Source organism: Flavobacterium sp. DG2-3 (assembly GCF_030730925.1).
GTDB lineage: Bacteria > Bacteroidota > Bacteroidia > Flavobacteriales > Flavobacteriaceae > Flavobacterium.
Genome location: NZ_JAVAMB010000016.1, coordinates 64223 through 82852 on the forward strand (window position 1 = coordinate 64223; position 18630 = coordinate 82852).

Sequence of the window (18630 nt, forward strand, 5' to 3'; positions counted from 1 at the left end):
AATAGAATCAAAAAAATATTTGATTTTTGTAAAATACTGGGGAGAAAGAATACGCTTTTGAATAATTAAAAGCGGTTATTTTTCGATGCTAAAATAATATAATTTTCTTACTTTTTATTATTTGTAAGATTTTTATTTTGATTAATAAGCATAAAAAAGGGCGGTAAAATACCGCCCTCTCATATTGAAATTTATATCTGATTAAACAGCAACATCGTATTCACGAAGCGCATTGTTTAAAGAAGTTTTTAAATCTGTAGATGGTTTACGAGTTCCAATGATTAAAGCGCAAGGAACTTGGTATTCTCCAGCTGCGAATTTTTTAGTGTAGCTTCCAGGAATAACTACAGAACGAGCAGGTACATAACCTTTCATTTCAACTGGCTCATCACCTGTAACATCGATAATTTTTGTAGAAGCTGTCAAGCATACGTTAGCTCCAAGAACTGCTTCTTTTCCAACGTGAACACCTTCAACAACGATACAACGAGAACCAATAAAAGCACCGTCTTCAATAATAACTGGAGAAGCTTGTAATGGCTCTAATACACCACCAATACCAACACCACCGCTTAAGTGTACATTTTTACCAATTTGAGCACAGCTTCCTACAGTTGCCCAAGTGTCAACCATTGTTCCTTCGTCAACATAAGCACCAATATTTACATAACTTGGCATTAAGATTACACCGCTAGAAATATAAGCACCGTAACGAGCAACAGCATTTGGCACCACACGGATTCCTTTTTCAGCATAATTTCTTTTTAGCAACATTTTATCGTGGTATTCAAAAATACCAGATTCCCATGTTTCCATTTTCTGAATCGGGAAATACATTACAACCGCTTTCTTAACCCATTCGTTTACCTGCCATTTGTCTCCAACTGGTTCAGCAGTACGCAGTTTTCCTGAGTCTACCAATTCGATAACTTCTCTAATGGCATCAGTAGTTGTAGTTTCTTGCAATAAAGCTCTGTTTTCCCAAGCTTGTTCAATTATAGTCTGTAAAGAATTCATACGTTTAATTTTTTGGCAAAGATAACGTATTTGTAGAAATGCTGAAAAGCAAAACGGATTGAAAATGTTACAGATTTAACTTTTTGTTTCTTATTTGTAAAACAATTCAAATGCTTGAAATGACTATTTAGAAATAACCACTAAAAGTTTTTTTTATGTCAAAATATGACAAAAGTCAGGCTTTGTGTTTTTTCTTCGGTTTAATTTCGCAGTGTTGATCAACATTCCATTCCATAAATAAATCATATAAGCAGTAAAATATGAATCAAGAAAATCACCTTCAAAATAGAGTAATTATAGACAAAGAAGTAAGCTGGGATAAAACTCAGGTTATTATGAGTAAAACCAATGCTTATGGTATTATAGAATATGCCAACGAAGTATTTGTAGATGTTTGTGGTTACGAAGACTATGAGTTAATGGGCCAGCCCCATAATATTATACGTCACCCAGATATGCCAAAAGTAATTTTTAAAGTGCTTTGGGAGAATCTTAAAAACGGGAAAAACTTTCACGCTATTGTAAAAAATCTTGCAAAGTCTGGAAGATACTATTGGGTAATTACAGATTTTGAAATCGCCCGCGACGAAAACGACGTTATTGTAAATTATTTCGGAAGAAGACAAGCTGTGCCGCAAGAAGTAATTGCGATGCATATTGAGCCTTTGTATAAAAAGTTATTGCAGATTGAAGCTGCGAGCGGAGTTGAATTTAGCGAAAAGTACTTAATTGGATTCTTAGAAGAGAGAAAGAGAACGTATGTTGAATATATTAAGGAGCTGATTTTAGAACACGAAAAATCACAATCTAAGTTTGCTACTTATACAGAAGAAGAGGATGCAGGAGAAGAAGAACATAGAGGTTTTTTCGGCCGACTGTTCGGAAGATAAATTGAGTTATTTTTTAGGTTTGAATATTTGGATAAAGTCCGTCTTGAATTTTTCAAGGCGGATTTTTTATGCTGTGTTAAAACTTCAAGAAATCAATGTAGAAAAGTTTATCTTTGTGTTTTAACTTACAGAATTATGGAAGCGATAAGATTAGAGTTTCAGCCAGAGATTAAAGAGAAAATTCTAAAACTACTTAGTGGATTTTCGTCTGAGGAATTGAGAATTGTTGATGAGGATGATTTTTATGACCCAAATTTTAAAGAGAATAAAAGAAAGCTTGAAGTTGCTTATGCTAAGTTGAAAAATGGCAATGAAAAACTTTATTCAATTGATGAAGTGGATTCAATCTTAGACGATACATTCTCAGAATATGACAATTAAAATTTCAAAATCATTCTTAGAATTATTAAAAGATCAGGTTAAATATATTTATAAAGATAAGCCTAAGGCTGCTTTGAAGTTTAGAAAAGATTTGCTGAAGAATATCAAAAAAGATTTAATACACCCATTTCATTTTAAAAAATCAATATATTTTGAAAATGAAAATATAAGAGATTATGTTTTTAAAGGTTATGTTGCTATTTATGAGATAAATTCAAAAGAAAATATCGTTACTGTTTTTGGTTTTATAAAATACCGAGGTTCACTTTAATGTTAACGTTTTCAAAAATTACTATTATATTTTACAAAGCAAAATGCCAAGAATCCTTTCAATAGATTACGGACAAAAACGTACAGGAATTGCAGTTACAGACGAAATGCAAATTATTGCTTCGGGGTTAACAACCATTCCGACACATACTTTAATTGACTTTTTAAAAGATTATTTTGCTAAAGAAAAAGTCGAAGCGGTTTTGATTGGCGAACCAAAACAAATGAACGGTCAACCATCTGAAAGCGCTTCTGTAATTAATGGCTTTGTGACTCATTTTTCGAATATTTTTCCAGACATGAAAGTTATTCGTGTTGACGAGCGTTTTACTTCAAAAATGGCATTTCAAACTATGATCGACAGCGGTTTAAGTAAAAAGCAGCGTCAGAACAAAAGTTTGATAGACGAAATTTCTGCTACAATTCTGCTTCAAGATTATCTTTCCGCAAAAAAATAACGCTGTTGGTCGTATTTTTTATTTATAATTTAATGGTTTTTAGAAAATCCTAACTTTTATCATGTAAAAATTAGTTTTTTTTTGCAATTAAAAAAGTACCTTTGCACTTTAAATAAAAATACTGTTATGCCTGACGAAACCATACGTTCAAATAGTGATGTAGTACTCATTGGCGCTGGAATAATGAGTGCCACTCTCGGAGTAATTTTGAAAGAATTACAACCAGATATAAAAATTGAAATTTACGAAAGATTAGATGTTGCAGCAGCTGAAAGTTCTGATGCTTGGAACAATGCAGGAACCGGACACTCTGCTTTTTGTGAATTGAATTATACTCCAGAAAAGGCAGACGGTAGCATAGATCCTAAAAAAGCAATAAGTATTGCCGAATCATTTGAGATTTCTCGTCAGTTTTGGTCTTACTTAGTGCAGCAAAATAAAGTGCCGTCTCCGGATAATTTTATTAAAAGCGTACCTCATATGAGTTTTGTGTGGGGAGATAAAAACGTAAATTATTTAAAAAAGAGATTTGAAGCGTTGCAAAGCAACCCGATTTTCTCTGATATGACTTTCAGTACCGATTTTGAGCAGCTTCAAAAATGGATGCCATTGGTAATGGAAGGAAGAAATGCTGATGAAAAATTAGCAGCAACACATATGGAAATTGGTACCGATGTTAATTTTGGTGCTTTAACAAGAAGTATGTTCAATTATTTAGAAAAACTAGACGGTGTTTCTTTGTTCTTTAACCACGAAGTTAAAAAACTAAGACAGCGTGAGGATAAATCTTGGAGAATTAAAATCAAAGATCTATCAACAGGAAAAACTCGTAAAGCGTATACGAAATTTGTATTTATTGGTGCAGGAGGAGGTTCTCTTCCTTTATTAGAAAAAGCAAATGTACCAGAAGGTAATGGATACGGAGGTTTCCCAGTAAGTGGACAGTGGTTGAAATGTACAAATCCGGAAGTAATTGCTAAACATCAGGCAAAAGTTTACGGAAAAGCAAGTGTTGGTGCTCCACCAATGTCTGTTCCGCATATTGATACCCGTGTAATCGATGGCGAGAAAGCACTTCTTTTTGGTCCATTTGCAGGATTCTCAACTCGTTTCTTAAAAAATGGTTCTTACTTAGATTTGCCTTTGTCTATCAAGCCTAACAATTTAATTCCGATGCTGGCTGCAGGATATCATAATATTCCATTAACGAAATATTTAATCGAGCAGGTGCGTCAGTCTCCAAAAGATAGAATGAAAGCTTTACGCGAATATCTTCCAACAGCGCGTTCAAAAGACTGGAAATTAGAAAAAGCAGGTCAGCGTGTTCAGGTTATTAAGAAAGATGAAAAAGAAGGTGGAGTTTTAGAGTTTGGTACCGAAGTAATCAATACGCATGATGGAACTTTAGCGGTTTTATTAGGTGCTTCTCCAGGTGCATCTACTGCCGTAGCAATTATGGTTGACTTGATCAGCAGATGCTTTACCAGCCAAATTAAAACACCAGAATGGCAAGCAAAATTAAAAACGATGATTCCTTCGTACGGTCAGACTTTAAATGACAAGCCAGAACTTTTACAAGAGCTTAGAAAACAAACAGCAGAAGTTTTAAAATTAAAATAAGCTTCTCTTTATTTAAATAAAAAAACAAATCCAGATGAATTAATCTGGATTTGTTGCTTTTAGGTCGGTTGTGTTTTTTAGAATTTTTTCTGCCAGATTGCTCATCCAAATCAATTGTTCAATTACCATTTGAGCTTCCTGCATTTTCGCTTGACGGGTTTCTTTATCGAGATCGTCATCTTCTGCTAAACGTGTAAAATGTTTTCGTTTAAGTTCTTCAAATTGTAAAGTCACATCTTCTTTTTCAAAAAAAGTATCTTGTATAATAACTTCATTTCTTAAAATAGAGATAGAATGATCTAGATTGGCAAGAATAGTCTTGATGATATAATTGAAAGAATCAGATGCAGAAGTGGTTTGATGTGACTGAATATATGTCGACAACGAAGCTAAAGCAGACAATAGCGAATGATTTAAAACAACCAATTTGTTAACCAAAGGCATTGTTTTCTGTTTCGATTTTGGTTCTTGCATCATACGCTGAAAAGAAGTCATCAAATTTCCTATTTCAACAAAAGCATTTTTTCGCGCAAGACGGTAAGAAGTAGGAACTTCTCCTTTTTTATTATAAAAGTCTGCAATTTCTTTCAGGTAATTTCTGTTCGCCCGAATCGAATTTTCTATATGTATAGGCGTATTGATGAATTCCCAAGCCGGCCATAAAAACTGATTAGCAATAAAGGCTAAAACGGCTCCAGCAAGAGAATCTAATATTCTGTATTGAATTACCTCATTAATATCTGGTGTCAAAATTCCGTAAATAAACACCACGTACATGGTAACAAATGTTGCGCTTATTTTATAATTGATTTGGGTAAATGAAATCCCTAGAAGCATACAGATAATTGAGAAAATACTCAGCGCAACGTGATTCTGAATAACAGAAACGATTCCGAATGCTATAATTCCTCCCAAAACAGTTCCGAACATTCTGTTATAAGATCGCTCTTTGGTTAAGCCATAACCGGGACGCATTATTACTACAATTGTCAGCAAAATCCAATATACGTTTTGAAACGGCAATACCTGTCCGAGAAAAAAACCAATCAGAATTGTAATGGTTAATCGTATTGAATGCCTGAAAATAGAAGAAGAATAACTCAGATTCTCAATTAAAGTACGAATTGGATAATATTGCGGCGTAAGGAATTTTTCAAGCTCTTTGTCTTTATCTTTTAGTTTGTAAGACTGCATTGCCAAAGAAAGCGCACGCTGGATGGTTTTGATTTTTCCAACTTGGTTTTTGGCATATTTCAGCATATTGGTTAGCATTAGAACACCTTCTGCCGCTTCTTCCTTTCCTAATGTTTTTTCGTAATCAAAAATGGCAAATTCAAGAGCATCCAATTCATTTTTCAGATCCTGTTTGTCCACGTAAACACTAATATGGCTTACATTTTTTGAAAGTTTCTTTAAAGTTGAAGCCAGTTTGTACGCAACATTCTGGTAGGTTCTTAAAACATCGGGATGTCCGGCAAATTTTTCATGAATTTTGCTATGGTCAAAAGACGTATAAAGCGCAAGTTCTTGAATTTCGACCAATGTAATAAAAACCAAAAGCATTTTTCGGTTCTGGCTCGTAATTCCAGACGAATTCTGATTCCCAATCAGCATTTTTCTTAAATCTTCGTGAATCAGATTTAATTCAACCTGCAAAGCCAATTGTTTTTCGATAATGGCTCTTCTGTTGGCTTCAGGACTCCATAAATCACCTCTTAATTTAAGGTATTTCGCAGTAAGTTTTATTCCTTCAGCAATTTGTAATTCTACATATTTATAAGGTTGTACAAAATGAAAAACAAGAGATACTATAAGGTATAAAATTCCTCCAATAAAAATAAAGCCCGAATATTGAAAAGCTTCCCAACCTTCATGTAAATGTCCAAAAGATAGAGATATTGATAATAATGCAGAGAAGGAGATTAAAGTTGCTCTTTGTCCGTAAACCGAAATCATCGAACATAAAAACAGCAGAAAACCTAAGAAAATGTAAAACAGAAAGGGAAATGGATAAACGAGATTTACTAAAAGATTAACCCCAGAAACAATAAAAGAAGCGGCAATTAAACCTTTTATTTTATGGCCAAGAGAACTCGGAATATCGCTGGGATAAGTATAAAAAGCACCAAGCGCAATGGTAAAACCAATTTCAAAATGACCTAGAAAATTTAAAACCAAAACAGGAACAACAGAAGCAATAGTTACTTTAGAGGCGTTGAGAAATGAAGTGCTGTTTGTAAATTTTGAAATTTTGTCAATCATAAAGAGAGGTTTACTAACAAAGATAAGAATTGTAAGAGTGATTTTGGCATAATTATAGCTGAGATTTTTAGTAGCTTGTAAAAAATATGATATAATACCGTATAAGAATTATTCATTGAGTATTTTTTACTATTTTTGCCAGCTGAAATATCAGAACTTTAATTCTGTTTTTGCAGCACATAAAAACATAAATAAAAACAAATGATTTTACCAATTGTAGGATACGGTGATCCTGTTTTAAGAAAAGTAGGGCAAGATATTACACCAGAATATCCAAACCTAAAAGAAACGATCGCAAACATGTACGAGACGATGTACAATGCGTATGGAGTTGGACTTGCAGCACCGCAGGTTGGACTGCCAATTCGTTTGTTTGTTATAGATACAACACCTTTTAGTGATGATGAGGATCTTCCTTCAGAGGAACAAAAAGATTTGAAAGGTTTTAAAAAGACTTTTATCAATGCTAAAATCGTAAAAGAAGAAGGAGAAGAGTGGGGATTTAATGAAGGATGTTTGAGTATTCCTGATGTGCGTGAAGACGTTTACAGAAAGCCAACTGTTACAATCGAATATTGTGAAGAAGATTTCGTAATGAAAACGGAAGTATTTGACGGATTAATCGCAAGGGTTATCCAGCACGAATATGACCATATTGAAGGAATCTTGTTTACAGATAAAATCTCATCTCTAAAAAAGCGTTTAATCCAAAAGAAATTGAAAAATATTACTGAGGGAAAAACGTTTCAGGAATATAGAATGAAATTTTTCGCAGCTAAAAAAGCAAGATAAGTTTTCTAAATAGTTAGAAACAAAAAAATAAATCAAATTCTTAATACTAATTTTAATAAAAATGAATTTAACGAAAATTTTAGCCATTTCAGGAAAACCAGGTTTATACGAATTAAAAGTACAAACTCGTACAGGTTTTGTGGCGGAATCATTAATTGATGGGAAGAAGATTACTGTAAATCTAAAAAGCAATGTAAGTTTATTGTCTGAAATTTCGATTTATACTTATGAAGGTGAAAAACCGTTAACTGAAGTAATGCAGCAGATTGCCGTTAAAGAAAATAAAGGACAAGCTATCTCTCACAAAGAAGATAATGCTACTTTGTCTGCTTATTTCAAACAAATTCTTCCAGATTATGATGAAGAAAGAGTTTATCCATCAGATATCAAAAAAGTATTAAACTGGTACAACACGCTTCAAGCAAAAGGTTTGGTTACAGATTTAGCTCCTGCAGTTGAAGAACCAAAAGAAGAAGCGCCAGCAGCTGCTGAAAAACCGAAAAAAGCGCCAGCAGCAAAAAAAGCTCCAGCAAAAAAGGCAGCTACTAAAAAAGAAGAATAATATTTTACATATTCAAAATTTAAAATCCTGTTGAGATGGTTTCTTGACAGGATTTTTTACTTTTACAGAATCGAGTTAAATCAAAAGAAACTTCAAAATGAGCAGAGAAAACCAGTTAAAAGCATTTGAAAGATTATTAAATATAATGGATGAACTTCGTGAGCAATGCCCGTGGGATAAAAAACAAACTCTGCAGACGTTGAGACATTTAACAATCGAAGAAACCTATGAATTGGGAGATGCTATTTTGGACAATGATCTAAATGAAGTTAAAAAAGAACTCGGAGATTTACTGCTTCATATTGTTTTTTATGCGAAAATAGGAAGCGAAACCAATGATTTTGACATTGCTGATGTGTGCAATGAAATCTGCGAAAAGCTGATTCACCGTCATCCTCATATTTATGGAGATGTAAAAGTAGAAAATGAAGAAGAAGTAAAACAAAACTGGGAAAAACTTAAACTGAAAGAAGGGAAAAAATCAGTTTTAGAAGGCGTTCCAAGAAGTCTTCCAGCCTTGGTTAAAGCAAGCAGAATTCAAGACAAAGTAAAAGGTGTGGGCTTTGACTGGGAAGAACCTCATCAAGTTTGGGACAAAGTGCAAGAAGAATTACAAGAATTACAAGACGAAGTAAAAACAGGAAATCAAGATAAAATTGAAGACGAGTTTGGAGACGTGCTGTTTTCTATGATTAATTATGCAAGATTTTTAAATGTAAATCCAGAAGATGCTTTAGAAAGAACCAATAAAAAGTTTATTAAACGCTTTCAGTATTTAGAAAGTAAAGCAAATGAATTAGGAAAACCATTAATGGATATGACGCTAACAGAAATGGATGTTTTCTGGAACGAAGCTAAAAAACTCTAGTTATCGGCTAATTTCTTTAAAGCGCGAACGTCTTTAAGCATAATTTTTTTACCAACTAATTCTATTAATCCCAATTTATTAAAATCAGATAACAGACGAATACAGCTTTCAGTTGCAGTACCAATAATGCCAGCAAGTTCTTCTCTTGTTAGTTGAACTCTAAGCGTTTTATCAGTGTCTTCGCCAAATTCATCATGCAAATGCAGTAAAGTTTCAGCAAGTCTTTGCTTTACTGTTTTTTGAACTAAAGCAATTTTTTCGTTCTCAGATTCTTTCAAATCTTCACAAACAGACTGCATCAGATTCAAAGAAAACTGATTGTTGTTGTTGAAGAAATTAATGATTTCTGTTTTAGGAATAAAACAAACCTCCATGTCGGCAATCGCTTTTGCAGTTAAGTTTGCCGGTTCGTTGCTAATCATAGAACGCTGTCCTAGAAGTTCACCAGATTTTACCAATTTTACAATTTGATCTTTTCCGTTTGCACTCAGTTTAGAAAGCTTACCAACACCATCTTTTATGCAGAAAACTCCATTAGTCACTTCGCCTTCTTCAAAAATGGCTTCACCCTTTTTAATTTTGTAAGAGGTTTTACTGCTGGCCAATTTAATAACTTCGTCTTTATTAAGTGCTTTTAAAGAACTTAGCTGGCGTACTATGCATTGATCACATTTGTTCATGACAATAGTTGTTTGCTGCAAAAATAAGCATATTTAAGATTTTTAGCCATTATTATATCGTAAAATTATTATAAATTAGAATTGGCTTAAATTTCAGCTTTTTATTTTTAGTAAATTAGAATTCAATTTCAAAATTACATGACAATTATCATCTTAATAATTGTGCTTTAATTGGAAATTTGCGGCATATAAAAACAAGTTTATGAGGGAGCAAAGTTGTTTTCATTGTGGTTTATCTATTGAACAAAATGAAGAAATTGATTTTGACGATAAGAAGTTTTGTTGCACAGGCTGTAAAACGGTTTACGAAATTTTCAGCAGCAACGATCTTACTTCTTATTATGATTTTGAAAAGTCTCCGGGAGCCACACCGCAAGACATTAAAGGAAAATATGACTTTTTAGAAAACGAAGCCATACTTTCAAAAATTTTAGAATTTCAGGAAGGAAATACTTCAATTGTTTCGCTGAATATTCCACACATCCATTGCAGTTCTTGTATCTGGATATTAGAAAATTTAAATCGACTTCAGCCCGGAATCAGTACTTCTCAAGTTAATTTCCACGAAAAAAGAGTTAGAATTACCTTTAATTCGGATGTGGTTTCTTTAAAAGAAATCGCTTATCTCTTAAGTTCAATAGGCTATGAACCTTATATTAGTTTAGAAAATTACGGAACCGAAAAAGCAAAAATAGATAGAAGTCTAACCTATAAATTAGGTGTTGCATTTTTTTGTTTCGGAAATATTATGCTGCTTTCATTTCCAGAGTATTTTGAAATGAAAGAATTTTGGCTCGATAGCTACAAACCATTTTTTAGGTTACTCATTTTTCTTTTAGCATTACCAAGTTTCTTATACTCAGCGAGCGGCTATTATATTTCTGCTTATCACAGCATTAGGACCAGAATGCTTAATATCGATGTTCCGATTGCTTTAGGAATAATTGTGATGTTTATCCGAAGCACTTATGATATGGTTATGGATCACGGTCCAGGTTTTTTTGATAGTTTGGCCAGTTTAGTGTTTTTTATGCTTCTGGGTAAAATGTTTCAGATTAAAACCTATAGTTTCTTAAGTTTCGAAAGAGATTTTAAATCTTATTTCCCAATCGCCATTACCAAAATAAATAAAGACGCTTCAGAAGAAAACGTTGCCATTTATGATGTTTTAAAAGGAGACCGATTGTTAATCAGAAATCAGGAACTGATACCTGTTGATGGAATTTTAATTAGCGAAAGCGCAGAAATAGATTATAGTTTCGTAACAGGAGAAGCAGTGCCAATTACTAAAAAATCTGGAGATAAAGTATTTGCAGGAGGAAAGCAGATTGGAAAAGTAATCGAAATGGAAGTTTTGCATTCGGTTTCGCAGAGTTATTTAACGCAGTTATGGAGTAACGAAATTTTTCAGAAAAAAGTAGATCAGAAACACAAAACCATAACAGACGCAATAAGCCGATATTTTACTCCGATTTTATTATTAATTGCATTTGCTGGTTTCGGTTATTGGATTTTTATTGATGCCAATACCGCTTTTAATGTTTTTACAGCGGTATTAATTGTGGCTTGTCCGTGTGCTTTGGCCCTTACAGCACCGTTTACTTTTGGAAACATATTACGAATTTTAGGTAAAAAGAAATTTTATTTAAAAAACGCCATCGTAATAGAACAGCTTGCCAAAGTCGATACTATTGTTTTTGATAAAACAGGAACAATCACGACTAATAAAAAATCCAATATAATGTACGAAGGAATTCCTATTTCAGATAAAGATATTGTATGGATTAAAAATGTATTGCGAGGATCAAACCATCCTTTAAGCCGAATGCTTTATGATTTTCTTCCAGAAGCTAAACGTATTGCTGTAGATAATTTTCAAGAAATTACTGGAAAAGGGATTTTAGCAACTGCTGAAGGCAAAGAAATTAAAATTGGTTCTGGACAGTTTGTCAATGATATAGTTCTAGATGGTTCGGAAATTGAAAAAACAGCGTTGCATATTAAAATAGGAGAAGTTTACTTCGGGAAATATACTTTTCAAAATCAATATAGAGAAGGTTTAGAAAAGCTTTTTGAAAATCTGAGTAAAGATTATAATATCAAAGTGCTTTCTGGTGATAATGATGGAGAAAGATCAAATCTAGAAGCCATTTTGCCAAAAGGAACCGAATTGATATTCAATCAAAAACCAGAGCAAAAATTGGAATACATCAAAAAGCTTCAAGAAAAAGGCCAGAACGTAATGATGGTAGGCGATGGACTGAATGATGCGGGTGCTTTGGCGCAAAGTAATGTTGGTATTTCTATATCAGAAAATGTAAATGTCTTTTCGCCTGCCTGTGATGCAATTTTAGACGCTTCAGAGTTTTCACGCCTTAATTACTTTTTAAAACTTTCTCATAAAGCTATTTCGATTATAAAAATGAGCTTTGGATTGTCATTGCTGTACAACGTCGTTGGGCTTGCATTTGCAGTTACGGGAAATCTGCTTCCATTAGTTGCAGCTATCATCATGCCATTGAGTACAATTACAATTGTGAGCTTTGTTACTTTTATGTCTAACTATTTCAGCAACAGAAATTTATAATGAATTTAAATTGTATCATAAGATATTTTTTATAAATTTAACATATCTTTTTGTTTATGATAATTATCATATTTTATGCGCCCTTAACGAAGTAATTTTGTTAATATAAATCTAAGGTATGAGTGTTATTTATCTATTAATTTCAGTAAGTATTTTTGTGGCAATCTGTTTCTTTATTGCCTTTATCGCAGCTGTCAAATCTGGACAGTATGATGATGATTATACGCCTTCAGTCAGAATTCTTTTCGATGACGAAACCAAAATTAATTCCCAAAATAATAATTCACCAATCGAAGAAAAACAAGTATAATTATGGAAATGGAACAGTTTTATTACGACAACAAAATTGTAAAAAAATTCATTTACGCCACAATACTCTTTGGGGTTGTGGGTATGTTAGTGGGACTTACCTTAGCGGTAATGTACCTTTTTCCCAACATGACAGATGGGATTTCGTGGCTTAGTTATGGGCGTTTAAGACCTTTACACACTAATGCAGTTATTTTTGCCTTTGTGGGTAATGCCTTTTTTGCCGGCATGTACTACTCGCTACAAAGATTGCTAAAAGCCAGAATGTTTAGTGATTTTCTTAGTAATCTTCATTTCTGGGGATGGCAGTTAATTATTGTAGCCGCCGCAATCACACTTCCGTTAGGTTATACTTCTTCTAAAGAATATGCAGAGCTAGAGTGGCCAATTGACATTGCAATCGCTTTAATTTGGGTTGTAATGGGAATTAATATGATTGGTACAATGTTGCGTCGTAGAGAACGTCATTTGTATGTTGCAATCTGGTTCTATTTGGCAACATTTGTAACGGTAGCAGTACTGCATATCTTTAATAATATTGAAATTCCAGTTTCGGCTTTAAAAAGTTATTCTGTCTATGCGGGAGTTCAAGATGCACTTGTGCAATGGTGGTACGGGCATAATGCGGTGGCATTCTTCCTTACAACTCCTTTCTTGGGATTGATGTATTATTTCGTTCCAAAAATTGCAAACAGACCTGTATACTCTTATAGATTATCTATTATTCACTTTTGGTCTTTAATCTTTATTTATATCTGGGCAGGGCCACACCACTTATTATATTCTGCTCTACCAAACTGGGCACAGAACTTAGGAGTTGCATTCTCAGTTATGCTAATTGCTCCATCTTGGGGAGGTATGATCAATGGTCTTCTTACTTTAAGAGGTGCTTGGGATAAAGTTCGTGAAGAACCAGTTTTAAAATTCTTTGTAGTAGCTATTACAGGTTATGGTATGGCAACTTTTGAAGGTCCAATGTTATCTTTAAAAAATGTAAATGCTATTGCGCACTATACGGACTGGATCGTAGCTCACGTACACGTAGGAGCTTTAGCTTGGAATGGTTTTATGTCATTTGGTATTATTTATTGGTTGATTCCAAGAATGACAAAATCGGAGCTATTCTCTAAAAAATTAGCAAACTTCCATTTCTGGATTGGTACTTTAGGTATTATTGTATATACAATCCCATTATATGTAGCTGGTTTCCAACAAGCTTCTATGTGGAAACAATTTAATCCAGATGGTACCTTAACTTATGGAAACTTCCTTGAAACGGTAACAGCTATTATGCCAATGTATTGGATGAGAGCTATTGGAGGTAGTTTATACCTAATAGGTATGCTAACATTAGTTTACAACATAATTAAGACTGTAAAAGCAGGTCAGACTATTGAAGATGAATTGGCTCAGGCTCCAGCTTTACAAACAATAAAAAGCAGTAGATTAAGTGGAGAGAAATTCCACTCATGGTTAGAAAGAAAACCAATTCAATTAACCATTTTAGCTACAATCGCAATTTTAATTGGAGGTATTATTCAGATTGTGCCGACAATTATGGTAAAATCAAATATCCCAACTATTTCAAGTGTAAAACCATATACACCGCTAGAACTTGAAGGACGTGATTTATATATCAGAGAGGGTTGTGTTGGATGTCACTCACAGTCAGTTCGTCCATTTAGAAGTGAAGTGGAACGTTATGGAGTTCAGTCAAAAGCAGGAGAGTTTGTTTATGATCATCCATTCTTATGGGGATCAAAACGTACAGGTCCAGATTTATTAAGAGTAGGTGGTAAATATAATGACAACTGGCACTTTAACCACATGTGGAATCCGCAAAGTACATCTGCAGGATCGATTATGCCAGGTTATAAATGGTTATTTGACAATAAGCCAATGGATACTTCTTTGACACAGAAGAAAATGCAGGCAATGATTTCATTAGGTGTGCCATATTCTCCAGAAGATGTTGCAAATGCACAGAAAACTTTAAGAGAGCAGGCGGTTAAAATTGAAAAAAACTTAGAAAGCGATCCTGATTTTGTGAAGAGTTATGAAGACAGCCGTAAAAAAGCTGCAGCAAAAGGCGAAAAATTCATTCCGATGAACGAAAGAGAAATCGTAGCGCTGATTGCTTATATTCAAAGACTTGGTACTGATATTAAAGTAAAAGAAACTTCAAAATAACAGCATTATGTTTGAACAGATAAAACACAATATGGAAACGATATCGGGTATAGAAATTTACCCGATAATTTCCCTCTTAATTTTCTTCTTATTCTTTGTAGGATTAGGAATTTGGGTATTCTCTTATAGAAAAGAAAAAATTCAAGAAATGAGTAATATACCTTTAGATGAAGGGCTTAGTATAATTACAAAAGATAGATAAAAATGAAAAAGTTTTTCCCAGTATATGTTAGAGTACCGTTGATTTTCTTCATCGTATTTGCTTTGATGGAATATTTTATAGATTCAGGCGACAAGCCAGCTTTTGTAAAATACCCAATGGTAGCGCTCTTTTTATTTGTCTTTTTGTTTATTCTGATTGCTATCGAAATTACACTTAGCGCTGTAAATAGAGTAATGTATCAGTTGCTGACACCTGAAGAAAAAGCACAAAAAGAACTTGAGGAAAGTTTAAGTTTCAAAGAAAGCACTTGGTTTAAAAACCTAATGCATAAATTGACAAAAACGGAACCAATTGAAAAAGAAGGCGATTTGTTGATGGATCATGATTATGACGGAATCAAAGAGCTAGATAATAATTTACCGCCTTGGTGGGTATATCTGTTCTATATCTGTATCATATTTGGAGTAATTTATGTTATTCGTTATGATGTTCTAGGAGCCGATGATCAGGAAATGGAGCTGAAAAAAGAATTGGCTCAAGCAAAAATTGATGTTGCTGAATACATGAAAACAGCACCAGATTTAATGGATGAAAAAACGGTTGTTTTACTAAAGGATACACCAAGCTTAGATGAAGGTAAAACAATCTTTACTACCAATTGCGCCGCTTGTCACCGTGCTGATGCGGGAGGTCAGATTGGACCAAACCTTACCGATGATAAATGGATTTTAGGGGGAGGAATTAAAAATCTTTTCCATACCATTACAAATGGAGGTAGAGATGGTAAAGGGATGATTGCTTGGAAAGGAACCCTAAAACCAAAAGAAATACAAAAAGTGGCTAGTTATATTCTGTCTTTACAAGGTAGTAATCCTAAAGATCCTAAGGAAGCAGAAGGAGAGGTTTGGGTAGACGATAGTGCTCCTAAAACCGATGCTGCCGCAACTGCAAAAGATACCACAGAAGTTAAAAAATAATTAGAATATCATGTCAAATTTACCAGACGAAGCTTTTAGAAATACCATTGGAACAATAGATGAAGGTGGTAAACGAAAATTTATATTTCCTAAAAAACCGTCTGGTAAATTTTATGATTACAGGAAAATTGTTAGCTATGTTTTATTGGCAATTTTATTCATAAATCCCTTTATCAAAATAAATGGAAACCAATTTATGATGTTCAATATTATGGAACGTCGTTTTAATATTTTTGGATTTCCTTTTTGGCCTCAGGATTTTTATCTCTTCGTAATTTCAATGCTTATCGGCGTTGTATTTATACTCTTATTTACTGTTGTTTTTGGAAGGATTTTTTGTGGCTGGATCTGTCCGCAGACTATTTTTCTCGAAATGGTTTTCCGTCGAATAGAATATTGGATTGATGGAGACCGTGGTTCTCAGACTCGTTTAGCAAGGCAGGAATGGAATGCCGAGAAAATTAGAAAGAGAGTAACCAAATGGATTATCTTCTTCTTAATCTCTTTCCTTATTGCGAATGTCTTTTTAGCTTATTTGGTAGGAAGCGATACATTATTCTTAATGATTGAGCAGGGACCAATAAAGCAGGCAAGCAACTTTATAGCATTGCTTATATTTACAGGTGTTTTCTATTTTGTTTTTGTATGGTTTCGTGAACAGGTTTGTATAATTGCTTGTCCGTACGGAAGATTGCAAGGAGTACTTTTAGATAATAAATCTATAAATGTTGCGTACGACTTTGTTCGTGGTGAAAAAGAAGAAGGCCGTGCAAAATTCAATAAAAAAGAAGATAGAGCATTAACAGGTAAAGGAGATTGTATTGATTGTCTTCAATGTGTTCACGTTTGCCCTATGGGAATTGATATTAGAAACGGAACGCAATTAGAATGTACAAACTGTACAGCCTGTATAGACGAATGTGATCATATTATGGAATCTGTAGGATTGCCAAAAGGTCTTATTCGATACGCTTCTGAGGACGAAATTGCTAAAAAAGAGCCTTTCAAATTTACAGCAAGGATGAAAGGTTATACAGCAGTTCTCTTTATTTTATTGAGTGTTTTTGTTGGAATGCTTTTCTTGAGAACAAATGTTCAGGCAGTAGTTTTACGTTTGCCAGGTCAGTTGTTCCAGCATAATGGAGAAAAAATCAGCAATGTCTACACCTATAAAATTGTAAACAAAACAATGAAGGATTACAATGATATTCATTTCGAATTAATGGATCACAAAGGCGAAATTAAAAATGTTGGAAAGAAACATTTTAAAATTGCTAAAGAAGGAATTTCTCAAGGAACATTGTTTATTGAAATCGATGAGGTTTTATTGGAAAGTGATAAAACAAAATTAAAAATAGGAGTTTATAACGGTTCTGAACTTCTGGAAACAACAACAACAAATTTCTTAGGACCACGAAGTTTTAATTAAAATATACTATCATGAAATTTAATTGGGGTACTGGTGTTGTCATTGCATTCGGATTGTTTATGACATTTATTTTATATTTCGTTTTTGAAGTACAGTCAAATTCTAAATATGATAACGATTTGGTTGTCGAAGAATACTACAAACACGATACGCATTTTCAGGAAGAAATGGCGAGGATTCAAAATGCGCATGATTTACAGCATAAACCAACAATCAAATATACAGAAGACGGTGTTGCTGTAATTTTTCCAGCAGGGTTTGAAAGCGATAAGGTGAAAGGAAATATTCAATTGTATAGACCTTCCAATAAAAAGTTTGACTTTAATACTCAAATTGCATTAACCAATTCAGAAATAATTATTCCGCAGAAAAAATTATTAAAAGGACGATGGGATGTTAATATGGAATGGCAGTATGAAGGCAAAAAATATCTTACTAAAGAAGTTATTTACGTAAACTAAAATAAGATGTTATTCTCAGCTTTCTTTTTAGGTTTAATTAGCAGTCTGCATTGCGTTGGAATGTGCGGGCCAATTGCTATGATGCTTCCTGTAGACAGGCAAAATGAAGCTAAAAAAGTAACACAGATTATGACTTATCATTTCGGACGTTTAACAGCTTATGCTACAATCGGACTGATTTTTGGTTTACTTGGAAGAGGTTTTTTTCTTGCAGGATTGCAGCAGAAAATGTCGATAATAATCGGTGTAATTATGATTATTGTGGTTTTGATTCCAGAAAAGAAATTTGCTCAGTATAATTTTTCTAAACCTGTTTATAAAATCATTTCTAAGATTAAAACCAATCTTGGAAGCCAGTTTAAGAATAAAAGTTACAAATCTCTTTTTACAATTGGTTTGTTAAACGGATTTTTGCCATGTGGAATGGTGTATGTTGCTTTGTTTGGAGCAATTGCGATGCAAAGTGCAGGTTATGGTATTCTGTATATGCTTTTATTCGGAATCGGAACTATTCCTTTGATGACTATAGTTGTTTATGTGAATACATTATTGCGATTGCCATTTCGAAATAAAATACAAAAAGCCATTCCGTATGTAGCGGTTATAATTGGAGTTTTATTTATCCTTCGCGGATTGGGATTGGGAATTCCTTATATTTCTCCTTCTAACATGAGTTTATTTGTGCAGCAGACTCCAAACTGCCATTAAGAAATA

General features: G+C 33.5%; 19 protein-coding genes. 16 read left to right on the forward strand and 3 right to left on the reverse strand.

Going from position 1 to position 18630, the window contains the following annotated elements:
- Positions 1-201: 201 nt before the first annotated feature.
- Positions 202-1017 (reverse strand): 2,3,4,5-tetrahydropyridine-2,6-dicarboxylate N-succinyltransferase, encoded by an 816-nt coding sequence (locus Q9Q97_RS18530; protein ID WP_306159815.1) that lies wholly within the window; start codon positions 1015-1017, stop codon positions 202-204.
- 260 nt (positions 1018-1277) lie between these two features.
- Here Q9Q97_RS18530 and Q9Q97_RS18535 point away from each other — a divergent pair, with 260 nt between their 5' ends.
- The 5 genes from Q9Q97_RS18535 (at position 1278) to Q9Q97_RS18555 (ending at position 4636) form a co-directional block, all read left to right on the forward strand.
- Positions 1278-1907, forward strand: coding sequence for a PAS domain-containing protein (locus Q9Q97_RS18535; protein ID WP_306159817.1), 630 nt, complete (start codon positions 1278-1280; stop codon positions 1905-1907).
- Between the two features lie 135 nt (positions 1908-2042).
- Entirely contained in the window at positions 2043-2288 is a 246-nt protein-coding gene (locus tag Q9Q97_RS18540) for a hypothetical protein (RefSeq protein WP_306159819.1), read from the forward strand.
- Positions 2278-2559, forward strand: a complete 282-nt coding sequence (locus Q9Q97_RS18545; protein ID WP_306159820.1) for a type II toxin-antitoxin system RelE/ParE family toxin — start codon at positions 2278-2280, stop codon at positions 2557-2559. Before Q9Q97_RS18540 ends, Q9Q97_RS18545 begins: the two co-directional genes overlap by 11 nt.
- A 43-nt stretch (positions 2560-2602) precedes the next feature.
- On the forward strand, positions 2603-3016 hold the full coding sequence (gene ruvX, locus Q9Q97_RS18550; protein ID WP_306159822.1) for a Holliday junction resolvase RuvX: 414 nt from the start codon (positions 2603-2605) through the stop codon (positions 3014-3016).
- 126 nt (positions 3017-3142) lie between these two features.
- Entirely contained in the window at positions 3143-4636 is a 1494-nt protein-coding gene (locus Q9Q97_RS18555) for a malate:quinone oxidoreductase (protein WP_306159824.1), read from the forward strand.
- A 39-nt stretch (positions 4637-4675) separates the two neighbouring features.
- Here Q9Q97_RS18555 and Q9Q97_RS18560 read toward each other — a convergent pair whose 3' ends face one another.
- A complete protein-coding gene (locus Q9Q97_RS18560; protein WP_306159826.1) occupies positions 4676-6898 on the reverse strand; it encodes an FUSC family membrane protein in 2223 nt (740 codons plus the stop codon).
- 201 nt (positions 6899-7099) lie between these two features.
- Here Q9Q97_RS18560 and def point away from each other — a divergent pair, with 201 nt between their 5' ends.
- The 3 genes from def (at position 7100) to mazG (ending at position 9120) form a co-directional block, all read left to right on the forward strand.
- On the forward strand, positions 7100-7690 hold the full coding sequence (gene def / locus Q9Q97_RS18565) for a peptide deformylase (RefSeq protein WP_125719525.1): 591 nt from the start codon (positions 7100-7102) through the stop codon (positions 7688-7690).
- A 61-nt stretch (positions 7691-7751) separates the two neighbouring features.
- Positions 7752-8252: a DUF5606 domain-containing protein gene (locus tag Q9Q97_RS18570; protein WP_306159828.1), complete on the forward strand. Its 501-nt coding sequence runs from the start codon at positions 7752-7754 to the stop codon at positions 8250-8252.
- A 97-nt stretch (positions 8253-8349) separates the two neighbouring features.
- A complete protein-coding gene (gene mazG, locus Q9Q97_RS18575) occupies positions 8350-9120 on the forward strand; it encodes a nucleoside triphosphate pyrophosphohydrolase (protein WP_125719529.1) in 771 nt (256 codons plus the stop codon).
- Here the strand turns inward: mazG and Q9Q97_RS18580 are convergent.
- Positions 9117-9800 (reverse strand): Crp/Fnr family transcriptional regulator, encoded by a 684-nt coding sequence (locus Q9Q97_RS18580; protein WP_306159830.1) that lies wholly within the window; start codon positions 9798-9800, stop codon positions 9117-9119. The two genes, mazG and Q9Q97_RS18580, sit on opposite strands and share 4 nt — an antisense overlap.
- A gap of 202 nt (positions 9801-10002) precedes the next feature.
- On the opposite strand from Q9Q97_RS18580, the gene Q9Q97_RS18585 reads away from it, so the two are divergent.
- The 8 genes from Q9Q97_RS18585 (at position 10003) to Q9Q97_RS18620 (ending at position 18624) form a co-directional block, all read left to right on the forward strand.
- A complete protein-coding gene (locus tag Q9Q97_RS18585; RefSeq protein ID WP_306159832.1) occupies positions 10003-12387 on the forward strand; it encodes a heavy metal translocating P-type ATPase metal-binding domain-containing protein in 2385 nt (794 codons plus the stop codon).
- A gap of 118 nt (positions 12388-12505) precedes the next feature.
- Positions 12506-12697 (forward strand): cbb3-type cytochrome oxidase assembly protein CcoS, encoded by a 192-nt coding sequence (gene ccoS / locus Q9Q97_RS18590; protein WP_095930917.1) that lies wholly within the window; start codon positions 12506-12508, stop codon positions 12695-12697.
- 2 nt (positions 12698-12699) lie between these two features.
- Entirely contained in the window at positions 12700-14886 is a 2187-nt protein-coding gene (gene ccoN, locus Q9Q97_RS18595) for a cytochrome-c oxidase, cbb3-type subunit I (protein WP_306159834.1), read from the forward strand.
- A gap of 7 nt (positions 14887-14893) precedes the next feature.
- On the forward strand, positions 14894-15088 hold the full coding sequence (locus Q9Q97_RS18600) for a CcoQ/FixQ family Cbb3-type cytochrome c oxidase assembly chaperone (RefSeq protein ID WP_306159836.1): 195 nt from the start codon (positions 14894-14896) through the stop codon (positions 15086-15088).
- A 2-nt stretch (positions 15089-15090) separates the two neighbouring features.
- Positions 15091-16026, forward strand: a complete 936-nt coding sequence (locus Q9Q97_RS18605; RefSeq protein ID WP_306159838.1) for a cbb3-type cytochrome c oxidase N-terminal domain-containing protein — start codon at positions 15091-15093, stop codon at positions 16024-16026.
- 10 nt (positions 16027-16036) lie between these two features.
- Positions 16037-17455, forward strand: coding sequence for a cytochrome c oxidase accessory protein CcoG (ccoG, locus tag Q9Q97_RS18610; RefSeq protein WP_306159840.1), 1419 nt, complete (start codon positions 16037-16039; stop codon positions 17453-17455).
- 11 nt (positions 17456-17466) lie between these two features.
- Complete coding sequence (locus Q9Q97_RS18615) at positions 17467-17916, forward strand: FixH family protein (protein WP_306159841.1); 450 nt, start codon at positions 17467-17469, stop codon at positions 17914-17916.
- 6 nt (positions 17917-17922) lie between these two features.
- Positions 17923-18624: a sulfite exporter TauE/SafE family protein gene (locus Q9Q97_RS18620; RefSeq protein ID WP_306159842.1), complete on the forward strand. Its 702-nt coding sequence runs from the start codon at positions 17923-17925 to the stop codon at positions 18622-18624.
- Positions 18625-18630: the final 6 nt, after the last annotated feature.